Here is a 22634-nt window from a genome sequence, read left to right on the forward strand (position 1 = left end):
TACCATTGACATAACGCTGGCCGGTGAATCCGGCCAGCGGCATTTATATTGAGGCTAATTTGGCAAAATCTCCCGGCGGAAATGTTACCCGTACCGATGTCGCCCGCGTCGCAGGCACCTCGGTAGCCGTGGTCAGCTATGTGATCAACAATGGGCCGCGCCCGGTGGCGGAAGCGACCCGTCAGCGGGTGCTGGCTGCCATTAAGCAGACGGGCTACCGGCCTAACGCCGTAGCGCGCGCGCTGGCCTCCGGCACCACCAAAACTTTTGGTCTGATTGTGCCGAACATTGCGAACCCGTTTGTCGCTTCCATGGCGCATGTCCTGCTGCAGGAGTCGCTTAACCACGGCCATATTATGCTGCTGGGTGATGCCGGTGACGATCGTCAGCGTGAGCTGGAGCTGATTCAGGGCATGCTTAACCGTCAGATCGACGGACTGTTTTATAACAGCGTCGATCGTCATCCCTATATTGACGTGGTGCAGGCGAGCGGAACGCCGCTGCTGATGCTGGATCGCATTACCCCGCGCCCCGGCGTCAGCGTGCTGAGCATGAACGAGCGGCTGGCGGCCTGTGATGTCACCCGGCATCTGCTGAGTCACGGTTATCAGCAGGTGGGCATGATAAGCGGCCCGCCGGCGATGTTTACGCCCGGGATCGTATTCAGGGCTGGCGTGATGCGATGCAGGAGCGGGGGCTGCCCGTGGATGAAAGCCTGATTTTCCCGGCGGATTACTCGCGGCAGGGCGGCTACGACGCGGCGCAGCGCATGATCGCCAGCGGTCGCGTACCGCGTGCGCTGTTTGCCAGTAACGAAGGCCAGGCCATTGGCTGTATTCGCGCGTTTGCCGAGCAGGGGATCCGCGTGCCGCAGGATGTGGCGCTGGTCTGTTTCAACGGTACCACGCAGGCCGCGTTTCATGTGCCTTCGCTGACCACGGTGCGACAGCCGCTGTCTGAGCTGGCGCAGCGCGCTATTGCTATGCTGAAAAACCAGCCGGAGGAGGGGGTGATGGCCGAGCTGCCGCACTATATCGAAACCGGCGAGTCCTGTGGCTGCCTGCAGCCTTAAATACAATAACGATAAAACATTATGAAAAGAGTGATTATTGATTGCGATCCGGGGAATGGCATCGCAGGTGCAAATACTGATGACGGACTGGCGATTGCGCTGGCGCTGGCATCACCCGCGCTGTCGCCGGAACTGATTACCACGGTCACCGGTAACACGCCCAGCGCGACGGGCGCGCGCGTGGCAAAAGATTTGCTGAAACGTCTCGGGCTGAATATTCCGGTGGTGCAGGGGGCGCTGCAGGCGCTGCGCGAAGATCCGCTGCCGTGGCGGGCGCGTCTGGATAATCTGGCCGATCCGGCGCTGGCCGCGCTGTGGCAGGGCGTGCGTCAGCCAGCGGTGATGGCGGCGGACGGCCATGACGCTGCCGGCGTGATGGGCCAGCTGATCTGCGATAACCCGGGAGAGTTTACGCTGGTCGCTATCGGGCCGCTGACAAACGTGGCGCAGGCGCTGCAGCGTTATCCACAGATGGCTGAATCGGTAGCGGAGATTGTGATCATGGGCGGCGTCTTTGCGCTTGATGACTACATCAAAGATACCAATTTTGGTCTCGATCCGGAGGCGGCGCATCAGGTACTGCACAGCGGTGCCACCATCACCCTGGTGCCGATGGACGCCACCACGCAGACGCTGCTGACCCGCGACGATCTCGCGCGCATCACGGCGCAATCGCATCCGCTGACGCAGTTTATCCGCGAGACGCTGGGCCCCTGGATCGACTACTCAATGCGGACCCGGCGGCTGCCAGGCTGCTGGATCCATGATGCGCTGGTGGTCGCCTGGCTGCTGAACCAGCGCGTGGCGGAAGGCGCCGATTATTACGTGGATATCGAGCTGCGTCCCGGTGCAACGCGCGGCAAGAGCTGGCGTTACCGTCCACCGCTGCGACTTGATGTGGGGATCCCGCCAGAAACCGGGGCGCTGGTCCATGTCCTTCAGCACGTTGATAATGCGCTGCTGCTGGATATGCTTGAACAGGCTTTTACCCGTTTGCCGACCCGGCTCTGAAACGTGACAGCGACGGCGCGATAAGATCCGTGCCCTCAAAGCGCTTCACAGACGTCGATCCAGGCGGCATGGGTCAGCTCCGCCATTCTCTGCGGTGAGATGCGTACCGCGCTGCGCACTGAACCCGCGGCAGGCAGCACCTCATCAAAGCTGCGCAGGGAGATATCGCAGTACACGGTCAGCGGGTTTTCCAGACCAAAAGGAGAGACGCCGCCGACCGGATGGCCGGTCCAGTTCACCACCTCATCCACGCTCAGCATGCGCGCTTTGGCGCCCAGGGCGGCTTTCAGTTTGCGGTTATCCAGACGCGCGTCGCCGCGGGTAACAATCAGCACCACCTGCTCTTTCACTTTCAGCGACAGCGTTTTGGCAATCTGCCCCGCTGAGACGCCGTGAACGCGTGCCGCCAGCGCCACGGTGGCCGTGCTTTCAGGCGTTTCAATAATTTCGATATCCGGCGCATGCTCAGCAAAGAACTGCTGTACCGACTCCAGGCTCATGGTGTTCTCCGGTAAAAACTGAACCTGAACGCTGCCACAAGGCGAAAAAAGTGTAAACGAGAGAAAAGGAGAATTTACGGCGCGCGCGTGCTTATTGCGCTTTCAGTGTACAGTTACCGCAGCGCTCGACGTCAGGAATACGATAGCGCTGACAGCAGCTGCGCCGCTCCATCGTCCCGTGGCGCATAATCATGGTGCGGTAAAGCGGGTTATCGCTGCCGTCCGGCAGCGACGGCGTGAAAAACAGCATCTCTTCCAGCTGGTCGATCAGCGCGGCGGGCAGCTGCGCGCGGAGTTCACCCAGGAACCAGTAGATCAGGTATCCCATGTTGTTCCAGATAAGGCGCGCATTGATGTCGCCGTGCTGTGTCATGCCTTCCACGGCGGGCTGCAGGCAGGCCTGGATCAGGCGCGCCATACGCTGCGGGGCAGAGAGAAATCGCGCGGGCTCATCCTCCTGCACATCCAGCCAGAAGGTGGCGGGATGGCCATTTTCGTGAAACTCAGCGCGGATATATTCAGGTGAGCAGTTGAGGGCACGCGGCTCATGCAGCAGCGCCATCATCAGCGTGGGCACCAGCAGGCCGAAGTACCACTGCGCCCAGAGTGACTGCAGCGGCTTCGCCTCCCGCGGCGTATCAGGATGGCTGCGATAAAGATAGTCACCGTAGCGCTGCGTCAGAGACTGAAAGTGCTCCGGTGCCGACCATTCAGCCAGCGTCAAAGCGCCTTCCGGTGCGGTTTCTCCCAGTCTGACATACGCCTGACGGTCGCTGCACTGCTCATGGATCAGCTCCTGCAGCGCGCGTACCAGCGTGCGATCGCGCTGCATGAAGATCGGGGACTGCTCACTGAAGCGGTGCGCCTGACGCGTAATCGTAGCCATGCCAATCCTGAATGATAACGGGAAACGAAAAACAAATGATAATCGTTCCTGATTGAGTGAGCAAGATAGCAGCAGCATAAGATTGCTATAGCGTTGTATTTATCACTTTAGTGCGGCTCGCTAATCGCCTGCCGGCGTGCCGGCAGCGCCTCCCAGGCCAGAATGGTATTGCGCCCGCGGTTTTTGGCGACATAGAGCGCACGGTCAGCGTTGGCGATGGCCCGCTCAAAATCGTGCGCAGCCATCGGCGCGATGCCGGCGCTGACGGTGACGTGAGTCGATACCGCGGTATTAGAACGATGGGGGATCTCCAGTTCCAGCACCGACTGCCGGATGCGCTCGGCGAGCTTCATGGCGATTGACGCGTTGACATTGGTCAGCAGTACCAGAAACTCTTCGCCACCATAGCGGGTGACCACATCGCGCGAGCGGACGGCGTCACGGATCGCGGCCGATACGCGCTTCAGCGCCTGGTCGCCCATCGCATGTCCGTAATTGTCGTTATAGGCTTTAAAGTGATCGATATCCAGCAGCAGGATAAAGTGGCTGCCGGCATGGTTCTCGAGAATGGTTTCCAGCCGGTTCTGCAGCCCGCGCCGGTTATAGAGGCCGGTCAGCGGATCGAGCATGCTGAGCGCGCTGAAGCTCTGCTTCTCTTCATACAGCTGGCCAATCAGCTGCCGGGTAAAATGGTCAAAACGCCGGCGCATCAAATGCAGCAGGGAAAATCCAATCAGCGGCAGCGTAATAGTAAACAGAATAGTGGTCAGGTGCTGTCCCTTATCCAGCAGCAGCACGGTCAGCACCGGCGGCAGAATATGCAGGCAAAATGCCGTTAAATAGTCGCTCAGCGCGATAGCGCTGATAAAAAAGACGCTAAGTAAGCTGATAATTAAATAGCTGCTATCAAACGCAGAAATCAGATGATATTTCTGATTAATATGCCACGCCCACAGCAGCCCGAGCAGCAGCGCGACCGGCGTTAATACGGGAAAGCGCAGGCCGGGCATTATCAGGCAAAGCAGCAGCAGCGTGGTGCTGAAACCCGCGACCAGCACTGCGGGTAGGGTAAATATCGGTATCTGAACGTTCAGGCAGGGCAGCAGGCAAAAAAGTGAAACGGCGATATTAAGAAACAAAAACAGCATCAGCGAAAGCCGATATTTGCTCTGTTTCAGTTCATCGTAAGCGTTTAATTTCATTATTATTACCCGTGACAGCCCTGAAATATCAAAGCGCTACCCGGCAGCGTTAATTCTGCTATGCGGATAGTCAGCACGTTTCATGTTGTTATCAGGTGTGTTATCGGCGGCAATTTAGCATTTTCCAGTATTTCTGTCATGCGGTGAAAAATTCGCTGCAGAATGAGAATGGTTGTCATATGATAATGGTAATTCTTATCATTAAGGGGCGTAATGATGATCGCAGCAATGCTGGCTGCCTGCGGCTTGTGGGGTGTGAGCTGGATAATGGGTAAGCGCCTGGATAGTGGCTGGGGTATTCTGCTGCCCTGTACCGCTATGCCGCTGTTTGCGTTATGGGAACCGGGCTATGCGCAGTGGCGGGCGATCATGATTGTTATGCTTCTGCTGACGCTGGTTATGCTGTTTCACCAGCGGCTGCGCCACTATATATTGCTGCCATCCTGCGTCGCGCTGGCGGGCGGCATCACGGCAGCGTCAGTGAATTTTCATCTGGGTTAGCAGCGTGCAGAAACAGCAACATCACGCAGCGCGTGATAAGCAGGAGAGTAACATTCAGGGAATTAACTGCCGGGAGAGAGGTGACAACAGTGGTGCGAAGAGAGGGACTTGAACCCTCACGTCCGTAAGAACACTAACACCTGAAGCTAGCGCGTCTACCAATTCCGCCACCTTCGCATCGTGTTGTCTGTTTATATCACCGCATGGTGCGAAGAGAGGGACTTGAACCCTCACGTCCGTAAGAACACTAACACCTGAAGCTAGCGCGTCTACCAATTCCGCCACCTTCGCGCAGTGCACGCGATATAAACTCTGTGATTATTGGTGCGAAGAGAGGGACTTGAACCCTCACGTCCGTTAGGACACTAACACCTGAAGCTAGCGCGTCTACCAATTCCGCCACCTTCGCATACCGGCAACACTTTACAGTATTGCTAACCACGGAGGCGCATTCTAGAGGTTTTACGCAATGCGTCAACAGATATTTTACGGCGATAAACCGACTGCTGGAAAAAGCAACGCTTTATCGCCGCATCAGGCGCTTAGCGTCCGCGCGCGCCACGACCATAAACCGCACGGTAAACCTTAAAGCGGCCGGTCTGCGCCAGCACTTCGTGGCTGCCGAAGGTTTCATCCAGTATCTGCGGATAAGGCAGGAAAGCATTCGCCACAATACGCAGTTCGCCGCCGCTGTTCAGATGCTTCACCGCGCCGCGGATAAGGCTGTTGGCCGCATCAAGGCTGGTCTGCATGCCGTCATGGAACGGCGGATTAGAGATGATCAGATCGAAACGTCCGGTAACGTCGCTAAAGACGTTGCTGGCAAACACCTCGCCTTCCAGCCCGTTTGCCGCCAGCGTGGCTTTGCTCGCTTCAATGGCAGCGGCGTGCACATCACACAGCCACAGCCGTACCTTCGGCGAGTGCTGCGCCAGCGCGGTGGCTAAAACACCGCTGCCGCATCCGAGATCCAGCACTTTTCCTTTGGTGTGCGGCGTCAGGGTCGACAGCAGCAGATCGCTGCCAATATCCAGGCCATCGCGGCTGAATACGCCCGGCAGCGTATGGATGGTCATCTCATCCAGCTGGTAAGTATTGCCGAACTGGCTGGCGTCAAACTCAGGCTGCTGCGTCAGCTGACCATGATAGAGGCCGCAGCGACGCGCGCTGTCAATTTTCTCCAGCGTCACCCACTGCTCCAGCATGCCTTCGGCGCTGCGTACGCCGCTGCGGTTTTCGCCCACGACAAAGATATCGCTGCCGACAGGGAGTAACGCGAGCAGATTTTGCAGCTGGAACTGCGCTTCCGGCTTATTTTTAGGCCAGAAGTAAATCAGGGTGGTGCAGTCTGTCACATCGGCCGCGCTGGCCACGAGGCTGTATACGGCGCGATCGCCCAGCCGATGGCTCAGGTTCTGCCAGTGATGATACTGCTGGGTATGAACGCGGCTGAGCGCGGTTTCCAGCTGGGCGGGCAGGTCATCCTGCAGGTCACCCGCAAATAGCACGTGGCGGGTGGTAAATTCATCACTGTGGCGCAGAATAACTTCACTGGCCGGGGTAAAAGCAGACATGGAACGCTCCTGTTAAATCAGAGCGGGGATTATAGTGCTTTGTTGGCGCATGTTCGACGGGTTTGCTAGCATAGCGCGCATTACTTACGGCATAGCGGAAAACAGCATGAGTACAAGACGCGACTGGCTTCTGCAGCAGATGGGGATTACGCAGTATCAGCTGCGGCGTCCGCGCGTGCTGCAAGGGGAGATCGCCGTCAGGCTGGCACCCGATACGCGCCTGCTGCTGGTAGCGGAACACCCGCCGGCACTGGATGAGCCTCTGATACGGGACGTGCTGCGGGCGCTGGATATTCTGCCCGCACAGGTGATGACGCTGACGCCGGAGCAGCTGCCGATGCTGCCAGAGCAGGTAGCCTGTCCCGGCTGGCTGCTGGGCGTGGAGAGCGGGCACACCTTTAACGGTGTGGTATTCACCAGCGCCGTCCTTAATGAACTGATTAGCAGCGGCGCAGCCAGGCGCGCGCTGTGGCAACAGATGTGTAACCATGACCACTATCTCGCTCATCACGGCTGACGATCGGCCGCAGCAGCTCGCCATTGAACGCCGGGCGCACGCTTTTCCCTGGAGTGAACAGACCTTCGCCAGTAATCAGGGGGAACGCTTTCTCAACTTCGGGCTGCACAGTGACGGACGCCTTGCCGGCTTTGCCATTACGCAGGTTGTGCTGGATGAGGCGTCGCTGTTTAACATCGCCGTTGATCCCGACTTTCAGCGCCGCGGCTATGCGCGTCAGCTATTGCAGACGCTGATCGGCGAACTGGAGCAGCGCGATGTGCTGACCCTCTGGCTGGAGGTGCGCGCCTCAAACCGCGCGGCGATTGCCCTGTATGAGCAGCTCGATTTTCACCAGGTCAGCGTGCGCCCCAATTACTACCCCACCGCAGGCGGACGGGAAGACGCCATCATTATGGCGCTGACACTTTGACCGCTGATTAAGGAGCACCATGTTAAACGACTGGGACTGCATCCTGTTTGATGCTGACGAAACACTGTTTCATTTCGATGCCTTTGCCGGACTGCAGCGCATGTTTACCCGCTACGACGTGCAGTTCAGCGATCGCGATTACGCCGATTATCAGGCGATCAATAAGCCTTTATGGGTGGATTACCAGAACGGCACCATCACCGCCGCACAGCTGCAGACGCAGCGCTTTACGCTCTGGGGAGAGAAGCTCAGCGTAGAGCCGGATATCCTGAACAGCGATTTCCTTAATGCGATGGCGGAGATCTGCCTGCCGCTGGAAGGCGCGCCTGAACTGCTGCAGAGCCTTAAAGGCCGCGTCAAAATGGCGATCGTCACCAACGGCTTTACGGCCCTGCAGCAGGCGCGGCTGGAGCGCACGGGCTTTCACGATATGTTCGATGCGCTGGTGATTTCAGAGCAGGTTGGTGTTCCCAAGCCGGACGCAAAAATCTTTGCCCATACGCTGGAGCTGCTCGGCAATCCGGCACCACAGCGCGTACTGATGGTTGGCGATACGCCCGAGTCTGATATTCTCGGGGGAATAAATGCGGGTCTTAAAACCTGCTGGATCGATCACGGCACGCGCCCGTTGCCTGCGGATATTACCCCTGATTTTCAGGTGAAAAACCTCGCTCAGCTTCAGGCTATTCTTACCGCTTAAAGCGCGCCGTTAAAAACCGAAAACCAGGCAGAAGCAGCGGCCTGGTTTTTTTGTATCTGTCTGAACAGCCTGCGGCTCAGGCTGGCGCTTAGCGCGTCTTTTCCTGCGCACCGGGTGTTTCTGCCGGCTCTTCCTCTTTATCTTCTTTCACCGCGCGGCTGGCGGTAAGCAGGAAGGGCGACTGCTGCCAGCGGGTGCGGCGATCGCGCAGCAGAGTACGGGTCAGAATGATGCCAATCGCCAGCGCCAGCAGCATCATCAGGCGCAGAATATTGGTGGTGTTATCTACCTGACGTGATTCGGTAACCAGAACGTGCGTGTCCAGCGTCACGCGCAGGAAACCCTGTGGTCCCTCTTTGCCTTCCAGCGGCTGCACAATCTGATGATTGAAGTAGCTGCCGGCACGTTTGCCATCCAGCGCCAGACGGTCGCGTACGTTGATGGTTTCACCGCTGTGTGCCACCAGGCTGCCATCGTCGGCATAGACGGAGGCATCAAGGATGCGGCTGTTATCCGTCATCTGATCGAGAATAGCGGCAATCTGCGTGCGGTTATCATCGCTGTTATCCATCAGGGGCTTCAGGCTGAACGCCACCTGGCGGGTGAGGGTATGGGCCAGCTCTTCAACCTGCTCAGAGCGCGCCATCTGATGACCCAGGCTGAACCATGAGGCGCCCTGCATCAGCACCACCAGCAGCGCCAGAGAGATAAGAACAATCACCGTGCGATGCAGGCGAAATTTCAGTGCAGTTTTAACCATCAGAAACCCATGTGACATAGCAGCAGAAAGGCTGGCAATTATGTTGCCAGAACCCGCGCAGACAAGGTAGCCTCTTGCGTGGTTTTGTTGTCCCTACAGGAGCTGTAATGCCAAATCGTCTTACCTGGTGCGATCTGCCCGCCGATGTCTCACTCTGGCCGGGTTTACCCCTCTCCCTGAGCGGTGATGAAGTTATGCCGCTGGACTACCGTGCCGGCCGCACGGGCTGGCTGCTGTATGGGCGCGGACTCGATAAACAGCAGCTGACTGATTATCAGCATCAGCTGGGGGCCGCCATGGTGATTGTCAGCGCATGGAACGTTGACGAATATCAGGTGATCCGGCTGGCAGGCTCGCTGACGCCGCGTGCCACCCGGCTGGCGCATGATGCCGGGTTCGACGTGGCGCCGCTCGGCAAAATCCCGCATCTGAAAACGCCAGGGCTGCTGGTGATGGATATGGATTCTACGGCGATCCAGATCGAATGCATTGATGAGATCGCCAGACTGGCGGGCTGCGGTGAGCAGGTGGCTGAGGTCACCGAACGGGCGATGCGCGGTGAACTCGACTTCAAAGCCAGCCTGCGTGAGCGCGTGGCGCAGCTGGCTGGCGCCGATGCCGCTATCCTTAAACAGGTGCGCGACACTCTGCCGCTGATGCCGGGCCTGACCACGCTGGTGCATAAGCTGCAGGCGCTCGGCTGGCAGGTTGCGATTGCGTCTGGCGGTTTTACCTTTTATGCGGATCACCTGCGTCAGACCTTGCATCTGGCGGCGGCCGTCGCCAATGAGCTGGAGATGCGCGACGGTAAACTCACCGGCGAGGTGATCGGACAGATTGTCGATGCGCAATATAAAGCGGATACCCTGCATCAGCTGGCACAGCGTTTTGATATCGCACCGCAGCAGACGGTAGCGGTGGGCGATGGCGCCAACGATCTGCCGATGATTAAGCGTGCAGCACTGGGTATTGCCTATCATGCTAAACCTAAAGTGAATGAGCAGACGGAAGTCACTATCCGTCACGCTGACCTGATGGGGGTGTTCTGCATCCTGACCGGCAGCCTGATTCATGAAGAGCGTTAACTGAGGAACTGATTTGGCCAAAGCGGCAAAACGCGCCTTCGTGTGTAACGAATGCGGCGCAGACTATCCGCGCTGGCAGGGGCAATGCAGCGCCTGCCACGCCTGGAACACCATCACTGAGGTGCGTATTGCTGCCTCGCCTGCCGCTGCGCGCAATGAGCGCCTGAGCGGCTATGCAGGTAACGCCGGCAGCAGCCGGGTGCAGAAGCTCTCGGAGATTAGCCTTGAGGCGCTGCCGCGCTTCACCACCACCTTTAAAGAGTTTGACCGCGTCCTGGGCGGTGGAGTGGTTCCGGGCAGCGCTATCCTGATTGGCGGCAGCCCCGGTGCCGGTAAATCGACGCTGCTGCTGCAGGTTATGTGCAAGCTGGCGGAGAGCATGAAGACGCTCTATGTCACCGGCGAGGAGTCGCTGCAGCAGGTGGCGATGCGCGCGCACCGGCTGGGACTGCCCACGGACAACCTGAATATGCTGTCGGAAACCAGTATTGAGCAGATCTGCCTGATTGCCGAGCAGGAAGAGCCGAAGCTGATGGTTATCGACTCCATCCAGGTGATGCACATGGCGGATATTCAGTCTTCTCCCGGCAGCGTGGCGCAGGTGCGGGAGACCGCCGCCTATCTGACGCGTTTTGCCAAGACGCGCGGCGTGGCGATTATCATGGTCGGCCATGTCACCAAAGATGGCTCGCTGGCAGGTCCGAAAGTGCTGGAGCACTGTATCGACTGCTCGGTGCTGCTGGATGGCGATGCCGACTCGCGCTTTCGCACGCTGCGCAGCCATAAAAACCGTTTTGGTGCGGTGAATGAGCTGGGCGTATTCGCCATGACGGAGCAGGGAATGCGTGAGGTCAGCAACCCTTCAGCTATTTTCCTGTCGCGCGGCGATGAGATCACGTCAGGCAGTTCGGTGATGGTGGTGTGGGAAGGTACCCGGCCGCTGCTGGTTGAGATCCAGGCGCTGGTGGATCACTCGATGATGGGCAATCCGCGCCGCGTAGCGGTAGGGCTGGAGCAGAACCGTCTGGCGATTTTACTGGCGGTACTGCATCGTCACGGCGGCCTGCAAATGGCGGATCAGGATGTGTTTGTTAACGTGGTAGGCGGCGTAAAAGTCACGGAAACCAGTGCCGATCTGGCGCTGCTGCTGGCGATGGTTTCCAGCCTGCGCGATCGTCCTTTGCCGCAGGATGTGGTGATCTTTGGCGAAGTCGGGCTGGCAGGTGAGATCCGGCCGGTACCGAGTGGCCAGGAGCGTATCTCTGAAGCAGCCAAGCACGGCTTTAAGCGCGCCATCGTGCCGGCCGGCAACGCGCCGAAGAAAACGATTGATGGCATGAAGGTTTACAGCGCGAAGAAGCTGGCGGATGCGCTGGCCATTCTGGATGAGCTGTAATTTCGCCAGGGCGGTATAAATGCCGCCGCCGCGATATGCAGGGGGCGCATTAATGCGCCCCGCCTTAAAGACCGCACCGCCGTTTATTGTCCGCAGGAGGCACTGAGTGTCATCATTTGACTATCTGAAGAGCGCGATTCGGCAGCAGGGCCATACGCTGCAGCAGGTGGCTGACGCCAGCGGAATGACCAAGGGCTACCTGAGCCAGTTGCTTAACGCGAAAATAAAAAGCCCTGGTGCGCAGAAACTGGCGGCGCTGCATCACTTTCTCGGGCTGGAGTTTCCGCGGCGTGAGAAAACCGTGGGTGTGGTATTTGGCAAGTTCTATCCGCTGCACACCGGCCATATCTACCTGATCCAGCGCGCCTGCAGTCAGGTGGATGAGCTGCATATTATTATGGGCCACGATGAGCCGCGCGATCGCGCACTGTTTGAGAACAGCGCCATGTCGCAGCAGCCCACCATCAGCGATCGTCTGCGCTGGCTGCTGCAGACATTCAAATACCAGAAAAACATTCGTATTCACTCGTTCAACGAAGAGGGAATCGAACCCTATCCGCACGGCTGGGATCTCTGGAGCGCAGGCGTCAGCGCGTTTCTGGCAGAGCAGGGGATTGTGCCCGACTGCGTCTATACCAGCGAAGAGCCGGATGCGCCGATGTATCAGCAGTATCTGGGGATCCCGGCGCGGGTCATCGATCCACACCGATCGTTTATGAGCATCAGCGGCAGCCAGATCCGTCAGGATCCGTTTCGCTACTGGGAATATATTCCGACCGAAGTGAAGCCTTTCTTTGTGCGCACCGTCGCGGTGCTGGGTGGCGAGTCGAGCGGCAAATCCACGCTGGTCAACAAGCTGGCGAATATCTTTAATACCACCAGCGCCTGGGAGTATGGCCGCGACTACGTCTTCTCTCACCTCGGCGGCGATGAGATGGCGCTGCAGTACTCTGACTACGATAAAATCGCGCTGGGTCAGGCGCAATATATCGATTTTGCCGTCAAGTACGCGAATAAAGTCGCCTTTATCGATACCGACTTTATTACCACTCAGGCGTTCTGCCTGAAGTATGAAGGACGCGAACACCCCTTTGTGCAGGCGCTGATCGATGAGTACCGCTTTGACCTGGTGATCCTGCTGGAGAACAACGTGCCCTGGGTGGCGGATGGCCTGCGCAGCCTTGGCAGCTCGGTAGACCGGCGCGAGTTTCAGTCTATTCTGGTGACCATGCTGCGGGAAAATAACGTTGAGTTTGTGCACGTGCAGGAGGACAACTACGATGCGCGCTTCCTGCGCTGTGTGGAGCTGGTCAAAGAGCGGCTGGGCAATTAACGCCTGAGCACAATAAAAAAAGGCGCCCGGAGGCGCCTTTTTTATCAGCAGGTTACTTCGCCATACGCTTGTATTTGATACGCTTCGGCTCCAGCGCATCCGCGCCGAGAGTGCGTTTCTTATACTCTTCGTATTCGGTAAAGTTACCTTCAAAGAACTCAACCTTGCCCTCATCCTGATAATCGATGATATGGGTGGCAATACGGTCGAGGAACCAGCGGTCATGCGAGATCACCATCGCGCAGCCCGGGAACTCCAGCAGGGCATTCTCCAGCGCGCGCAGGGTTTCGATGTCGAGGTCGTTGGTCGGTTCATCCAGCAGCAGCAGGTTGCCGCCTACCTGAAGCAGTTTCGCCAGGTGCAGACGTCCGCGCTCACCACCGGAGAGTTCGCCTACGCGTTTACCCTGATCGGTGCCTTTGAAGTTAAAGCGTCCGACGTAGGCACGGCTTGGCATCTCGGTGGTACCGATACGCATAATATCCTGGCCGCCAGAGACCTCTTCCCATACCGTTTTAGAGTTATCCATCGCATCGCGGAACTGATCGACCGACGCCAGCTTCACGGTTTCGCCCAGATCGATGCTGCCGGAATCGGGCTGCTCCTGACCAGACATCATGCGGAACAGCGTCGATTTACCCGCGCCGTTCGGCCCGATAATCCCGACAATAGCTCCTTTTGGCAGCGAGAACGACAGATCGTCAATCAGGACGCGATCGCCATACGATTTGCTGAGGTTTTTCACTTCCAGCACTTTATCGCCGAGGCGTGCGCCTGGCGGAATAAAGAGTTCATTGGTTTCATTACGCTTCTGATAGTCGCTGTTGTTCAGCTCTTCAAAGCGAGCCAGACGCGCCTTGCCCTTAGACTGACGGCCTTTCGCACCCTGACGCACCCACTCCAGCTCTTTTTCAATGGATTTGCGGCGTGCAGCTTCCTGCGACGCTTCCTGCGCCAGACGCTGATCTTTCTGCTCCAGCCAGGAGGAGTAGTTGCCTTCCCACGGGATACCTTCACCGCGGTCCAGCTCCAGGATCCAGCCCGCAACGTTATCGAGGAAGTAACGGTCGTGGGTAATCGCGACCACGGTGCCTTCGAAGTCGTGCAGGAAGCGTTCCAGCCAGGCGACAGATTCCGCGTCCAGGTGGTTGGTCGGTTCATCAAGCAGCAGCATGTCCGGCTTTTCCAGCAGCAGGCGGCACAGCGCCACACGACGGCGCTCACCACCCGACAGGTTGCCGATTTTGGCATCCCACTCCGGCAGACGCATCGCGTCAGCGGCGCGGTTGAGCTGGGTTTCCAGATTGTGGCCATCGTGCGCCTGAATCACCTCTTCCAGACGGCCCTGTTCGGCGGCCAGCTTGTCGAAGTCCGCATCGGGATCGGCGTACAGCGCGTAGACTTCATCAAGACGTTTCAGAGCGCCAGCGACTTCCGCCACCGCTTCTTCAACCGATTCACGCACGGTGTGTTCCGGGTTGAGCTGCGGCTCCTGCGGCAGATAACCCACTTTAATGCCCGGCTGCGGGCGCGCTTCCCCTTCGATATCTTTATCAATACCGGCCATGATGCGCAGCAGGGTCGATTTACCTGCGCCGTTCAGACCGAGTACGCCGATTTTGGCGCCCGGGAAGAAGCTGAGAGAGATATTCTTCAGAATGTGACGCTTCGGCGGTACCACTTTGCCGACGCGATGCATGCTATAGACGAATTGAGCCACGTTATGATGAGCCTCTTGGTCTGTAAATAGTGGAACGTCAGATGGTGAAGTTTAGCGGTTTTCACGGCCTAATCACAGCCGCGCCGCGGTGAAACTTGCGTGACAGGCGTGATGTCAGGCGCACTGCTGCGTAATTGTACGCGCTGACGGCGATCAGGGCAGATGCAGCGTAATCGCCTGCTCTGCCAGCCACGCACTGAGCGCGGCGTCGGGGGCGCTGTCGCTGACCAGCCGCTCGAAACGGTGCAGCGCGCTGATACGGGCAGGCAGCACCTTGCCATATTTGCTGCTGTCTGCCACCAGTACCCGTTCACGCGCGCGCAGCATGGCGTGGTGCTTCATCGCCAGCTCATTCAGGTTGTAACAGGTTGCGCCCTGCTGCAGATCCACTCCCGCTGCTGAGATAAACGCCAGCGCCGGGCAGAGATCATCAAGAATGGAGTGATTGCCGACTGGCGTAAACAGCGCGTTGTCAGCGTGAAACTCGCCGCCGCTGAGGATCACGCTGCAGGCGGGCTTCTCTTTCAGTGCCAGAAAGGTGTTCATCGCGCAGCAGACTGCCGTAAAGGCGAGGGTGTCCGGAATCGCGTCGATGACGTAGGGCAGCGTGGTTCCGCAGTCAAAAAACACCGTATCATTTTCACGAATCAGCGCGGCGGCGGCCTGCGCCAGACGCCGTTTACGCGCGGCGTTGTGCCCGTGCTGATCGGAAACAAAATAGTGTCCGGCATGGTGTTTCGGATCGCTGACCACATAGCCGCCAAGCAGCACCACCTGCGAGGCCGATTCGCTGAGATCGCGGCGGATGGTCATTTCAGAGACGCCCAGCAGCTGCGCCGCCTCTTTCAGATGCAGCTTATCGGTGCGTTTCAGGGCCTGGGCCAGCTTATTGAGTCGTTCGTCGCGCCGGGTTTCCATAAGCATCTCGGTAAAAGTGGTGTTCTGCCGCAGAGCAGCGGATGCGGTTTGCCATTGAGCCCCTGAACGCGACAATCCTGACAGGTTTCAGGCGGTTGCGGCGGCGTCAGCAGCGGGTGGTCAATAGTAGCCTTAAAGGCGCCGTGGCGTAAACTGCGTTGCAGGTGCACAGGCGGGTCAGGGGGCAGGAGCCTGTTCATCAGGTAAATTTTGTTAAGAACGTGGCGAGAGACGAAAGCCCTGGTTAGCATGAAGGGAGTCCGGCATACGCTGGACCGAAGCAGAGAGGAGAGCGGAGTGGAGAAGTGGCGTAACTGGATGATAGGGATGTGTCTGGTCAGCACGGCAGGCAGCGTATGGGCCGACTCGCTGGATCAGCAACGACAGCGCTATGCGCAGATCAAGCAGGCCTGGGATAACAAACAGATGGACCAGGTTGAGCAGCTGATGCCGACGCTGCAGGATTATCCGCTCTATCCCTATCTGCAGTATCGCCTGCTGGCGCAGGATCTCGATCAGGAAGCGGGGCTGGCGATCAAAAACTTTATTCAGCAGTATCCGACGCTGCCGCCAGCCAAATCGCTGCAGACGCGATTTGTGAACGTGCTGGCGCACCGGCAGGACTGGCAGGGGATTTTAAGTTTCAGTCCGGATGAGCCGAAGCCGGTGCAGGCGCGCTGCAACTGGTACTACGCTAAATGGGCCACCGGCCAGCAGCAGACGGCGTTTACCGGCGCGAAAAGTATCTGGCTGCGCGGCTCGGCACTGCCCGCTGACTGCGACCGGCTCTTCTCAGTCTGGCAGGCATCAGGCCAGCTCTCGCCGATCACCATTCTGGAGCGTATCCGCCTGGCGATGAAAGCGGGTAACGACAGCCTGGTAAACTATCTGGCAAAAATGCTGCCGGCGGATTACCAGACCACCGCCAGCGCACTGCTGGCCCTGCAGCAGAATCCGCAGACCGTAACGACGTTTGCCGCCACGCTGGGGCCGACCGACTTTACCCGTATGGCCACCAGCTACGCCTTTGCGCGCGTGGCGCGCGAAGATATGGATAACGCGCGCATGATGATCCCGCAGCTGGTTAAAGCGCAGAAGATGAGTCAGGCAGAAGAGCAGGATCTGAAAGAGGCGGTGGTATGGCGCATGATGGGGGCTGACCTGACCTCAGAGCAGGCGCGCTGGCGCGATGCCGTGGTGATGAACAGTGAATCCACCGCGCTTATCGAACGTCGCGTGCGCCTTGCGCTGAGCGAAAGCGACCGCCGTGGCCTCAACACCTGGATTGCGCGCCTGCCGCCGGAAGCGAAAGAAAAAGATGAGTGGCAGTACTGGCAGGCGGATTTACTGATAGCGCAGGGGCGCAAAGATGAAGCCGATGAGATTCTGCGTAAGCTGATGCAGCAGCGCGGCTTCTATCCGATGGTGGCGGCGCAGCGCCTTGGCACCGACTATCCGCTGAAGATTGATGACGCGCCGGCCGCGGACAACAGCATCGTGCAGGGACCGGAGATGGCGCGCGTACGCGAGCTGATGTACTGGGGCATGGATAACCTGGCGCGCAGCGAGTGGGCAAACCTGATCGTCAGTAAAACCCGCACGCAGCAGCAGATGCTGGCGCACTACGCGAATCAGCAGGACTGGTGGGATCTGAGCGTGCAGGCCACGATTAGCGCAAAAATGTGGGATAGCCTGAAAGAGCGTTTCCCGCTGGCGTGGCGCAATCTGTATCAGCAATACACCGGTGATAAGGCGATCGATCCGAGCTACGCCATGGCCATCTCGCGCCAGGAGAGCGCCTGGAACCCGAAAGCGCGCTCCCCGGTCGGGGCCAGCGGATTGATGCAGGTGATGCCAGCCACGGCCGCGCATACCGTGAAAATGTACAATATTCCCGGCTACGCAAACAGCAGCCAGCTGCTTGATCCGCAAACCAATATCCAGATTGGCACGCAGTATCTGGAGTATGTCTATCAGCAGTTCGGGCAGAACCGCATTTTCTCCTCCGCCGCTTATAACGCCGGGCCGGGGCGGGTGCGCAGCTGGCGTAATAACAGCGGAGGCAAACTGGACGCCGTGGCCTTTATTGAAACGATTCCGTTCTCTGAAACGCGGGGCTACGTGAAGAACGTGCTGGCGTATGACGCTTACTATCGCTACTTCATGGGGAAACCTGACAAGATTCTCAGCGACAGCGAGTGGAATCAGCGTTACTGAGTGTGCTATGCTTCCGTACTCGTTAATGAGTACGGAAGCCACTATGCCTTCATCCCTTTCTGAGCAGCCCGCTGAGGATCACTGGCTGCGTTTTATCGACCTGATGCAGCATGCGTTTGCCGATAACGTGGCGCTGCCGATGCTGCAGCTGATGATGACGCCCGATGAACGTGAATCGTTCGGCACGCGGCTGCGCATTATCGAAGCGTTAATCAACGGCGATATCAGCCAGCGCGAACTGAAAAACGAGCTGGGCGTGGGCATTGCGACGATAACGCGCGGCTCTAACAGCCTGAAAGAGGCGCCACCCGAACTCAGACGCTGGCTGGAATCGCGGCTGATTACTGCTGATAAAGCGGATGAGTAAACGGGCAGAGTGCGAGGATCAGCGCCTGATGATAGACGCTGGAGCGGGTCAGCAGGCCCTGCGTAAAAGCGCCTATCGCGCCGCCCTTGTGTTTGATATTGTCGACCCCGGTCAGGCGCGCCATCTCATCGCCCAGCTCGCGCCCGGCTGCTAATCCTGCCAGCACAACCGGCGGCAGCGTAAAGCTGGCAGAGCGTGATTCACCGCGCTGCTGTGCATTTTCCACTACCATCCATGCAAACGCGCAGTCGCCTTCGATGCCCGCTTCAATAGCCACCCAGAAATCCGCCTCCGGCGCGGCCGCACGGGCATTAATCACGCGCTGACGTGCGCCGCTGCGCGTTTCTGTATCGCTAAGCGGCTGCGCCGCCACGCCGCTCTCGACCGCTACCCCGCGAATATGGCAGGATCCCTCACCGAATACGTCGCTGAACGCCTGCGCAACCGCATGAATTTTTGCCGGATTGGTGGTGGCTGCGACAACATGGTACATAATTGATTGAACCCTCAAGGCAAATTTGTCGCAGTATAACGGAAATTACGCATGTTACAGGTCTATCTTGTTCGTCACGGTGAAACGGTTTGGAATGCGGCCCGACGCATTCAGGGGCAGTCCGACAGTGCTCTGACGGATAAAGGTGAACAGCAGGCGCGTCAGGTCGGTGAGCGGGTGAAAACGCTGGGCATTACGCACGTCATTGCCAGCGATTTAGGCCGCACCCGGCGTACGGCAGAGATTATCGCTGACGCCTGCGGCTGCCCGGTTACGCTGGATGCACGTTTGCGCGAGCTGAATATGGGCTGTCTGGAGCAGCGTCCGCTTGATGGCCTGACGGCGGAAGAGGAGCGCTGGCGCAAGGCGCTGGTGGATGGCACCGAAGCGGGGCGCATTCCCGGCGGCGAGTCGATGAGCGAGCTGGCGGCGCGCATGCATGATGCGCTGAACGCCTGCCTCGATCTGCCAGCCGGCAGCCGGCCATTGCTGGTCAGCCACGGTATGGCGCTGGGTGCCCTGGTGAGCACCATTCTGGGTTTACCGGCGCATGCGGAACGACGCCTGCGCCTGCGTAACTGCTCGATTTCACGCGTGGATCATCAGCAGAGTGCCTGGCTGGCGTCTGGCTGGATTGTAGAGACCGCCGGCGACGTCTCGCATCTGGATGCCCCTGCGCTGGATGAGCTGCCAGGGGCGCATTAATGCGCCCCCTACGGGAAATGTAGGGGCGCCATTAATGGCGCCCGGGTTAATGCGCGCGCGGAACGTGATGACGTCATTAATGGCGCCCGGATTAATGCGCGTGCGGAACGTGATGACGTCATTAATGGCGCCCGGATTAATGCGCGTGCGGAACGTGATGACGTCATTAATGGCACCCGGGTTAATGCGCGCGCGGGACGTGATGACGTCATTAATGGCGCCCGAATTAATGGGCGTACGGAACGTGATGACGTCATTAATGGCGCCCGAATTAATGGGCGTACGGAACGTGATGACGTTTTTTACCGCGGCCAGGGGCGCATTAATGCGCCCCCTACGGAAAATGTAGGGGCGCCATTAATGGCGTCCGGGTTAATGCGCCCGACGAGGTTCTTTGGCGATTAATTAACGGGCTGCGGGCGGATCGGGATCAGGTATTCGCAGCGAATATCGGCAGGCGGTTCGCTGCGCTTTTTGCCGCCGTGGGTATAGAATCGCTCAATATCCTGCCCCTGACGACGGATCAGCCCCAGCAGCGGCATGCAGGTGCCGTAGAGCATCAGGATAAACTCCTGCAGCGCGACGCGCGGACCCTCATAGCTGAACTGCACGTAGTCGCCCGCTTCCAGCGTCACGCGCTGGTTTGACTGCATATTCAGCGCCTGCTGATCGGCCGGCACGGCAGTGGTATAGAGGATCTCCTGCTCATCATCTTTCTCATGGCTGGCGCGCACCTGATGCAGACCATAAAGCACCGGCGGCACGGTATCGGTTTCCAGCAGGAACTGTTTCCAGAAATGCACGCGCATCTCATCACGGTAGCGGGAGATCTGCTCCAGCGCGCAGGTATAACTCTGCGTCTGGCCCACCAGAATCGTCTCCGGCAGCGTGACAAATTGTGCTTCCGGCACGGGCTGGTTATCCAGACGAATGGGCGGGCGGATACCGTAAGAGTTCCACTCGGATGAGCGGCGATACCAGGCGGGCGTCTGATTAAACTGTTTCTTAAACGCGCGCGTAAATGTCTGCTGTGAATCGAAGCGATACTGCAGAGCGATATCGAGGATAGGGCGGCTGGTCAGACGTAGCGCCACGGCGGCTTTGGAGAGCCGACGCGCACGGATATAGGCCCCGATGGCGTGTCCGGTGACTTCTTTAAACATCCGTTGCAGGTGCCATTTGGAGTAACCCGCTTTCAGTGCAGCGTTATCAAGTGAAAGCGGCTGATCCAGATGGCTCTCCAGCCAGACAAGCAAATCGCGAATGATACCGGCTTGGTCCATAAAACATCCTCATAACTCTCTGGTGGCGCAACGATGAAGTCGTCGAATAATAGCACTAAATGCACAAACGCGCGGCGCTTGTGTGTTGATCAACTGTGCTATATCAATGCGGGTGATAACCCGTTCAGGTTTGGTTCTTTGTTCTGGTGACGGTACATTATCGCCACATCTCTTTCCTTTGCAATGGTAACCCAATGACAATAAATCGCGCTCTTATAGTCACGCTGGCAACTTTTATGCTCACTCCCGTCGCGCTGGCGGAGGAGATCGGCTCTGTTGACACCGTATTCAAAATTTTCGGCCCCGATCATAAGATCGTGGTCGAGGCGTTCGACGATCCGGACGTGAAAAATGTCACCTGCTATATCAGCCGGGCTAAAACCGGCGGTATCAAAGGGGGCCTGGGGCTGGCTGAAGATACATCGGATGCGGCTATCTCCTGCCAGCAGGTAGGGCCTGTAGAGCTTAGCGAGAAAATCGCACAAGGCAAGGCGCAGGGAGAAGTCGTGTTTCGTAAGCGGACGTCGCTGGTGTTTAAGAAGCTGCAGGTGGTGCGCTTTTTTGACCAGAAACGCAACGCGCTGGTCTATCTGAGCTACTCAGATAAGGTTGTGGATGGATCGCCGAAAAACGCGCTAAGCGCAGTGCCCATTATGCCGTGGCACTAAAGCAGCCAAAAAAAACGCCCGAACGGGCGTTTTTTTATTGTTTAACTTAATCCTGCAGCTCACCACAGAAGCGATAGCCTTCGCCATGGATGGTGGCGATGATTTCCGGCGTATCGGGCGTTGACTCGAAATGTTTACGAATACGGCGAATCGTGACGTCCACGGTACGGTCATGCGGCTTAAGCTCGCGACCGGTCATCTTCTTAAGCAGATCGGCGCGCGTCTGGATTTTGCCCGGATTTTCGCAGAAGTGCAGCATCGCGCGGAACTCGCTGCGCGGTAGCTTATACTGCTCACCGTTTGGACTGATCAGGGAACGGCTGTTGATATCCAGCTCCCAGCCGTTAAAGCGGTAGCTCTCTACCTGACGGCGCTCTTCACCCGGCATCGCCAGGTTCATGGTGCGCGACAGCAGATTACGCGCGCGAATGGTTAGCTCACGCGGATTAAAAGGTTTGGTGATGTAGTCATCAGCACCAATTTCCAGGCCAAGGATCTTATCCACTTCGTTATCGCGACCGGTCAGAAACATCAGCGCGACGTTTGCCTGTTCACGCAGCTCGCGCGCCAGCAGCAATCCATTTTTCCCTGGGAGGTTGATATCCATAATCACCAGGTTTACGTCATTGTCTGTTAAAACCTGATGCATTTCAGCACCGTCAGTGGCTTCATAGACCACGTAACCTTCCGCCTCAAAAATACTTTTTAGCGTGTTACGCGTGACCAGTTCGTCTTCAACGATAAGAATGTGCGGGGTCTGCATGTTTTGCTACCTAAAATTTGCCAACAAATCGAAAACAGGGCGTACCGCCGTTGCCGCGACAGAATAAAGGCGTGTGCGCAGCCGGAGTACGAAATAATCTTCGGAATATACCATCCATCAGGTCAACTTCAGTGTCAGCTCAGCCGGTCAGAATGAATATCTGTGCGCCCCGTTGGGATCGGAATAACGTTTATCCTAACCGCATTAACAGCAACCTAACAGCACCAGCAACAACCGATAAGCATAAAAACAACGCTTCGTTGACTTATATCAAAAGCAAGTGTAGCACGTTAACACTTTTATGAAAAACTTCTCCTGTATTGCCAGCTTAGCTCACAAAAAGCAGCATTTTCGCTACATTTAGCCCGCGCTTTTAAACGTATGCAAACTGCATAAATAGCTGGCGTAGTATTATGAATTAACAGGATTTATTTTTTATAAGCGCATAATATCTGCCTGATCGCGATAAATGCCATCAGTACAATTTATTCCGGCAGTTTAACATTATTAACATTCTGCTTTATCACTGCATAACAATTGGTATTTTTTTC

The 22634-nt window shown here is 57.7% G+C and carries 22 protein-coding genes, 3 tRNA genes and 1 pseudogene; 13 read left to right on the plus strand and 13 right to left on the minus strand.

Features of this window, described 5'->3' with window-relative positions; all coding sequences use genetic code 11:
* Window positions 1-59 precede the first annotated feature (59 nt).
* Both HA43_RS00650 and HA43_RS00655 read left to right on the plus strand, forming a co-directional pair.
* Window positions 60-1072: pseudogene (locus HA43_RS00650) on the plus strand (LacI family DNA-binding transcriptional regulator).
* Window positions 1073-1093: 21 nt separating this feature from the next.
* Window positions 1094-2083 (plus strand): nucleoside hydrolase, encoded by a 990-nt coding sequence (locus HA43_RS00655; protein ID WP_094110701.1) that lies wholly within the window; start codon window positions 1094-1096, stop codon window positions 2081-2083.
* Between the two features lie 35 nt (window positions 2084-2118).
* On the opposite strand, the gene HA43_RS00660 is transcribed toward HA43_RS00655, so the two are convergent.
* From HA43_RS00660 to HA43_RS00670, 3 genes are all read right to left on the minus strand, one after another.
* Window positions 2119-2583, minus strand: coding sequence for a YbaK/EbsC family protein (locus HA43_RS00660; RefSeq protein ID WP_094110702.1), 465 nt, complete (start codon window positions 2581-2583; stop codon window positions 2119-2121).
* Window positions 2584-2674: 91 nt separating this feature from the next.
* Window positions 2675-3469, minus strand: coding sequence for a siderophore-iron reductase FhuF (gene fhuF, locus HA43_RS00665; protein WP_094110703.1), 795 nt, complete (start codon window positions 3467-3469; stop codon window positions 2675-2677).
* 107 nt (window positions 3470-3576) lie between these two features.
* Window positions 3577-4671: a GGDEF domain-containing protein gene (locus HA43_RS00670; RefSeq protein WP_094110704.1), complete on the minus strand. Its 1095-nt coding sequence runs from the start codon at window positions 4669-4671 to the stop codon at window positions 3577-3579.
* A 216-nt stretch (window positions 4672-4887) separates the two neighbouring features.
* On the opposite strand from HA43_RS00670, the gene HA43_RS00675 reads away from it, so the two are divergent.
* Window positions 4888-5172: a DUF1435 domain-containing protein gene (locus HA43_RS00675; protein WP_071669150.1), complete on the plus strand. Its 285-nt coding sequence runs from the start codon at window positions 4888-4890 to the stop codon at window positions 5170-5172.
* Window positions 5173-5262: 90 nt separating this feature from the next.
* Here the strand turns inward: HA43_RS00675 and HA43_RS00680 are convergent.
* From HA43_RS00680 to rsmC, 4 genes are all read right to left on the minus strand, one after another.
* Window positions 5263-5349: transfer RNA gene (locus tag HA43_RS00680), tRNA-Leu, on the minus strand.
* Window positions 5350-5376: 27 nt separating this feature from the next.
* Window positions 5377-5463, minus strand: a tRNA-Leu gene (locus tag HA43_RS00685).
* Window positions 5464-5494: 31 nt separating this feature from the next.
* A tRNA-Leu gene (locus HA43_RS00690) sits at window positions 5495-5581 on the minus strand.
* A 133-nt stretch (window positions 5582-5714) separates the two neighbouring features.
* A complete protein-coding gene (rsmC, locus tag HA43_RS00695) occupies window positions 5715-6746 on the minus strand; it encodes a 16S rRNA (guanine(1207)-N(2))-methyltransferase RsmC (RefSeq protein ID WP_094110705.1) in 1032 nt (343 codons plus the stop codon).
* A gap of 106 nt (window positions 6747-6852) precedes the next feature.
* On the opposite strand from rsmC, the gene HA43_RS00700 reads away from it, so the two are divergent.
* From HA43_RS00700 to yjjG, 3 genes are read left to right on the plus strand one after another with little or no spacing between them, the layout of a single operon-like run.
* Window positions 6853-7263, plus strand: a complete 411-nt coding sequence (locus HA43_RS00700) for a DNA polymerase III subunit psi (RefSeq protein ID WP_039382425.1) — start codon at window positions 6853-6855, stop codon at window positions 7261-7263.
* Window positions 7235-7675, plus strand: coding sequence for a ribosomal protein S18-alanine N-acetyltransferase (gene rimI, locus HA43_RS00705; RefSeq protein ID WP_039382428.1), 441 nt, complete (start codon window positions 7235-7237; stop codon window positions 7673-7675). The genes HA43_RS00700 and rimI overlap by 29 nt, the downstream gene beginning before the upstream one ends.
* Before the next feature lie 19 nt (window positions 7676-7694).
* Window positions 7695-8375, plus strand: a complete 681-nt coding sequence (gene yjjG / locus HA43_RS00710; RefSeq protein ID WP_094110706.1) for a pyrimidine 5'-nucleotidase — start codon at window positions 7695-7697, stop codon at window positions 8373-8375.
* 88 nt (window positions 8376-8463) lie between these two features.
* On the opposite strand, the gene HA43_RS00715 is transcribed toward yjjG, so the two are convergent.
* Window positions 8464-9135: a YtjB family periplasmic protein gene (locus HA43_RS00715; protein WP_094110750.1), complete on the minus strand. Its 672-nt coding sequence runs from the start codon at window positions 9133-9135 to the stop codon at window positions 8464-8466.
* Window positions 9136-9242: 107 nt separating this feature from the next.
* On the opposite strand from HA43_RS00715, the gene serB reads away from it, so the two are divergent.
* The 3 genes from serB to nadR all read left to right on the plus strand — a co-directional run bounded on the left by serB (window position 9243) and on the right by nadR (window position 12949).
* Window positions 9243-10220 carry a phosphoserine phosphatase gene (gene serB, locus HA43_RS00720; RefSeq protein ID WP_039382434.1) on the plus strand — a complete coding sequence of 326 codons (978 nt, stop codon included), beginning with the start codon at window positions 9243-9245 and terminating at the stop codon, window positions 10218-10220.
* Between the two features lie 13 nt (window positions 10221-10233).
* Window positions 10234-11616 carry a DNA repair protein RadA gene (gene radA / locus HA43_RS00725; RefSeq protein WP_039382437.1) on the plus strand — a complete coding sequence of 461 codons (1383 nt, stop codon included), beginning with the start codon at window positions 10234-10236 and terminating at the stop codon, window positions 11614-11616.
* A gap of 106 nt (window positions 11617-11722) precedes the next feature.
* On the plus strand, window positions 11723-12949 hold the full coding sequence (nadR, locus tag HA43_RS00730; RefSeq protein ID WP_094110707.1) for a multifunctional transcriptional regulator/nicotinamide-nucleotide adenylyltransferase/ribosylnicotinamide kinase NadR: 1227 nt from the start codon (window positions 11723-11725) through the stop codon (window positions 12947-12949).
* 52 nt (window positions 12950-13001) lie between these two features.
* Here nadR and ettA read toward each other — a convergent pair whose 3' ends face one another.
* Both ettA and deoR read right to left on the minus strand, forming a co-directional pair.
* A complete protein-coding gene (gene ettA, locus HA43_RS00735) occupies window positions 13002-14669 on the minus strand; it encodes an energy-dependent translational throttle protein EttA (RefSeq protein ID WP_071669101.1) in 1668 nt (555 codons plus the stop codon).
* Between the two features lie 153 nt (window positions 14670-14822).
* A complete protein-coding gene (deoR, locus tag HA43_RS00740) occupies window positions 14823-15587 on the minus strand; it encodes a DNA-binding transcriptional repressor DeoR (protein ID WP_094110751.1) in 765 nt (254 codons plus the stop codon).
* Between the two features lie 297 nt (window positions 15588-15884).
* On the opposite strand from deoR, the gene sltY reads away from it, so the two are divergent.
* Both sltY and trpR read left to right on the plus strand, forming a co-directional pair.
* Complete coding sequence (sltY, locus tag HA43_RS00745; protein WP_094110708.1) at window positions 15885-17804, plus strand: murein transglycosylase; 1920 nt, start codon at window positions 15885-15887, stop codon at window positions 17802-17804.
* Between the two features lie 43 nt (window positions 17805-17847).
* Window positions 17848-18171 carry a trp operon repressor gene (gene trpR, locus HA43_RS00750; protein WP_094110709.1) on the plus strand — a complete coding sequence of 108 codons (324 nt, stop codon included), beginning with the start codon at window positions 17848-17850 and terminating at the stop codon, window positions 18169-18171.
* On the opposite strand, the gene yjjX is transcribed toward trpR, so the two are convergent.
* Entirely contained in the window at window positions 18146-18664 is a 519-nt protein-coding gene (gene yjjX / locus HA43_RS00755; protein ID WP_094110710.1) for an inosine/xanthosine triphosphatase, read from the minus strand. The two genes, trpR and yjjX, sit on opposite strands and share 26 nt — an antisense overlap.
* A 51-nt stretch (window positions 18665-18715) precedes the next feature.
* Here yjjX and gpmB point away from each other — a divergent pair, with 51 nt between their 5' ends.
* Window positions 18716-19369, plus strand: a complete 654-nt coding sequence (gpmB, locus tag HA43_RS00760; protein WP_039382453.1) for a 2,3-diphosphoglycerate-dependent phosphoglycerate mutase GpmB — start codon at window positions 18716-18718, stop codon at window positions 19367-19369.
* Window positions 19370-19770: 401 nt separating this feature from the next.
* On the opposite strand, the gene robA is transcribed toward gpmB, so the two are convergent.
* Complete coding sequence (gene robA, locus HA43_RS00770; protein ID WP_094110712.1) at window positions 19771-20652, minus strand: MDR efflux pump AcrAB transcriptional activator RobA; 882 nt, start codon at window positions 20650-20652, stop codon at window positions 19771-19773.
* Window positions 20653-20846: 194 nt separating this feature from the next.
* On the opposite strand from robA, the gene creA reads away from it, so the two are divergent.
* A complete protein-coding gene (gene creA / locus HA43_RS00775; RefSeq protein WP_039382459.1) occupies window positions 20847-21320 on the plus strand; it encodes a protein CreA in 474 nt (157 codons plus the stop codon).
* 46 nt (window positions 21321-21366) lie between these two features.
* Here the strand turns inward: creA and arcA are convergent, their stop codons facing one another.
* On the minus strand, window positions 21367-22083 hold the full coding sequence (arcA, locus tag HA43_RS00780; protein ID WP_039382461.1) for a two-component system response regulator ArcA: 717 nt from the start codon (window positions 22081-22083) through the stop codon (window positions 21367-21369).
* Between the last annotated feature and the right edge of the window lie 551 nt (window positions 22084-22634).

It is taken from the genome of Pantoea eucrina (assembly GCF_002095385.1).
Classification (GTDB): domain Bacteria; phylum Pseudomonadota; class Gammaproteobacteria; order Enterobacterales; family Enterobacteriaceae; genus Pantoea; species Pantoea eucrina.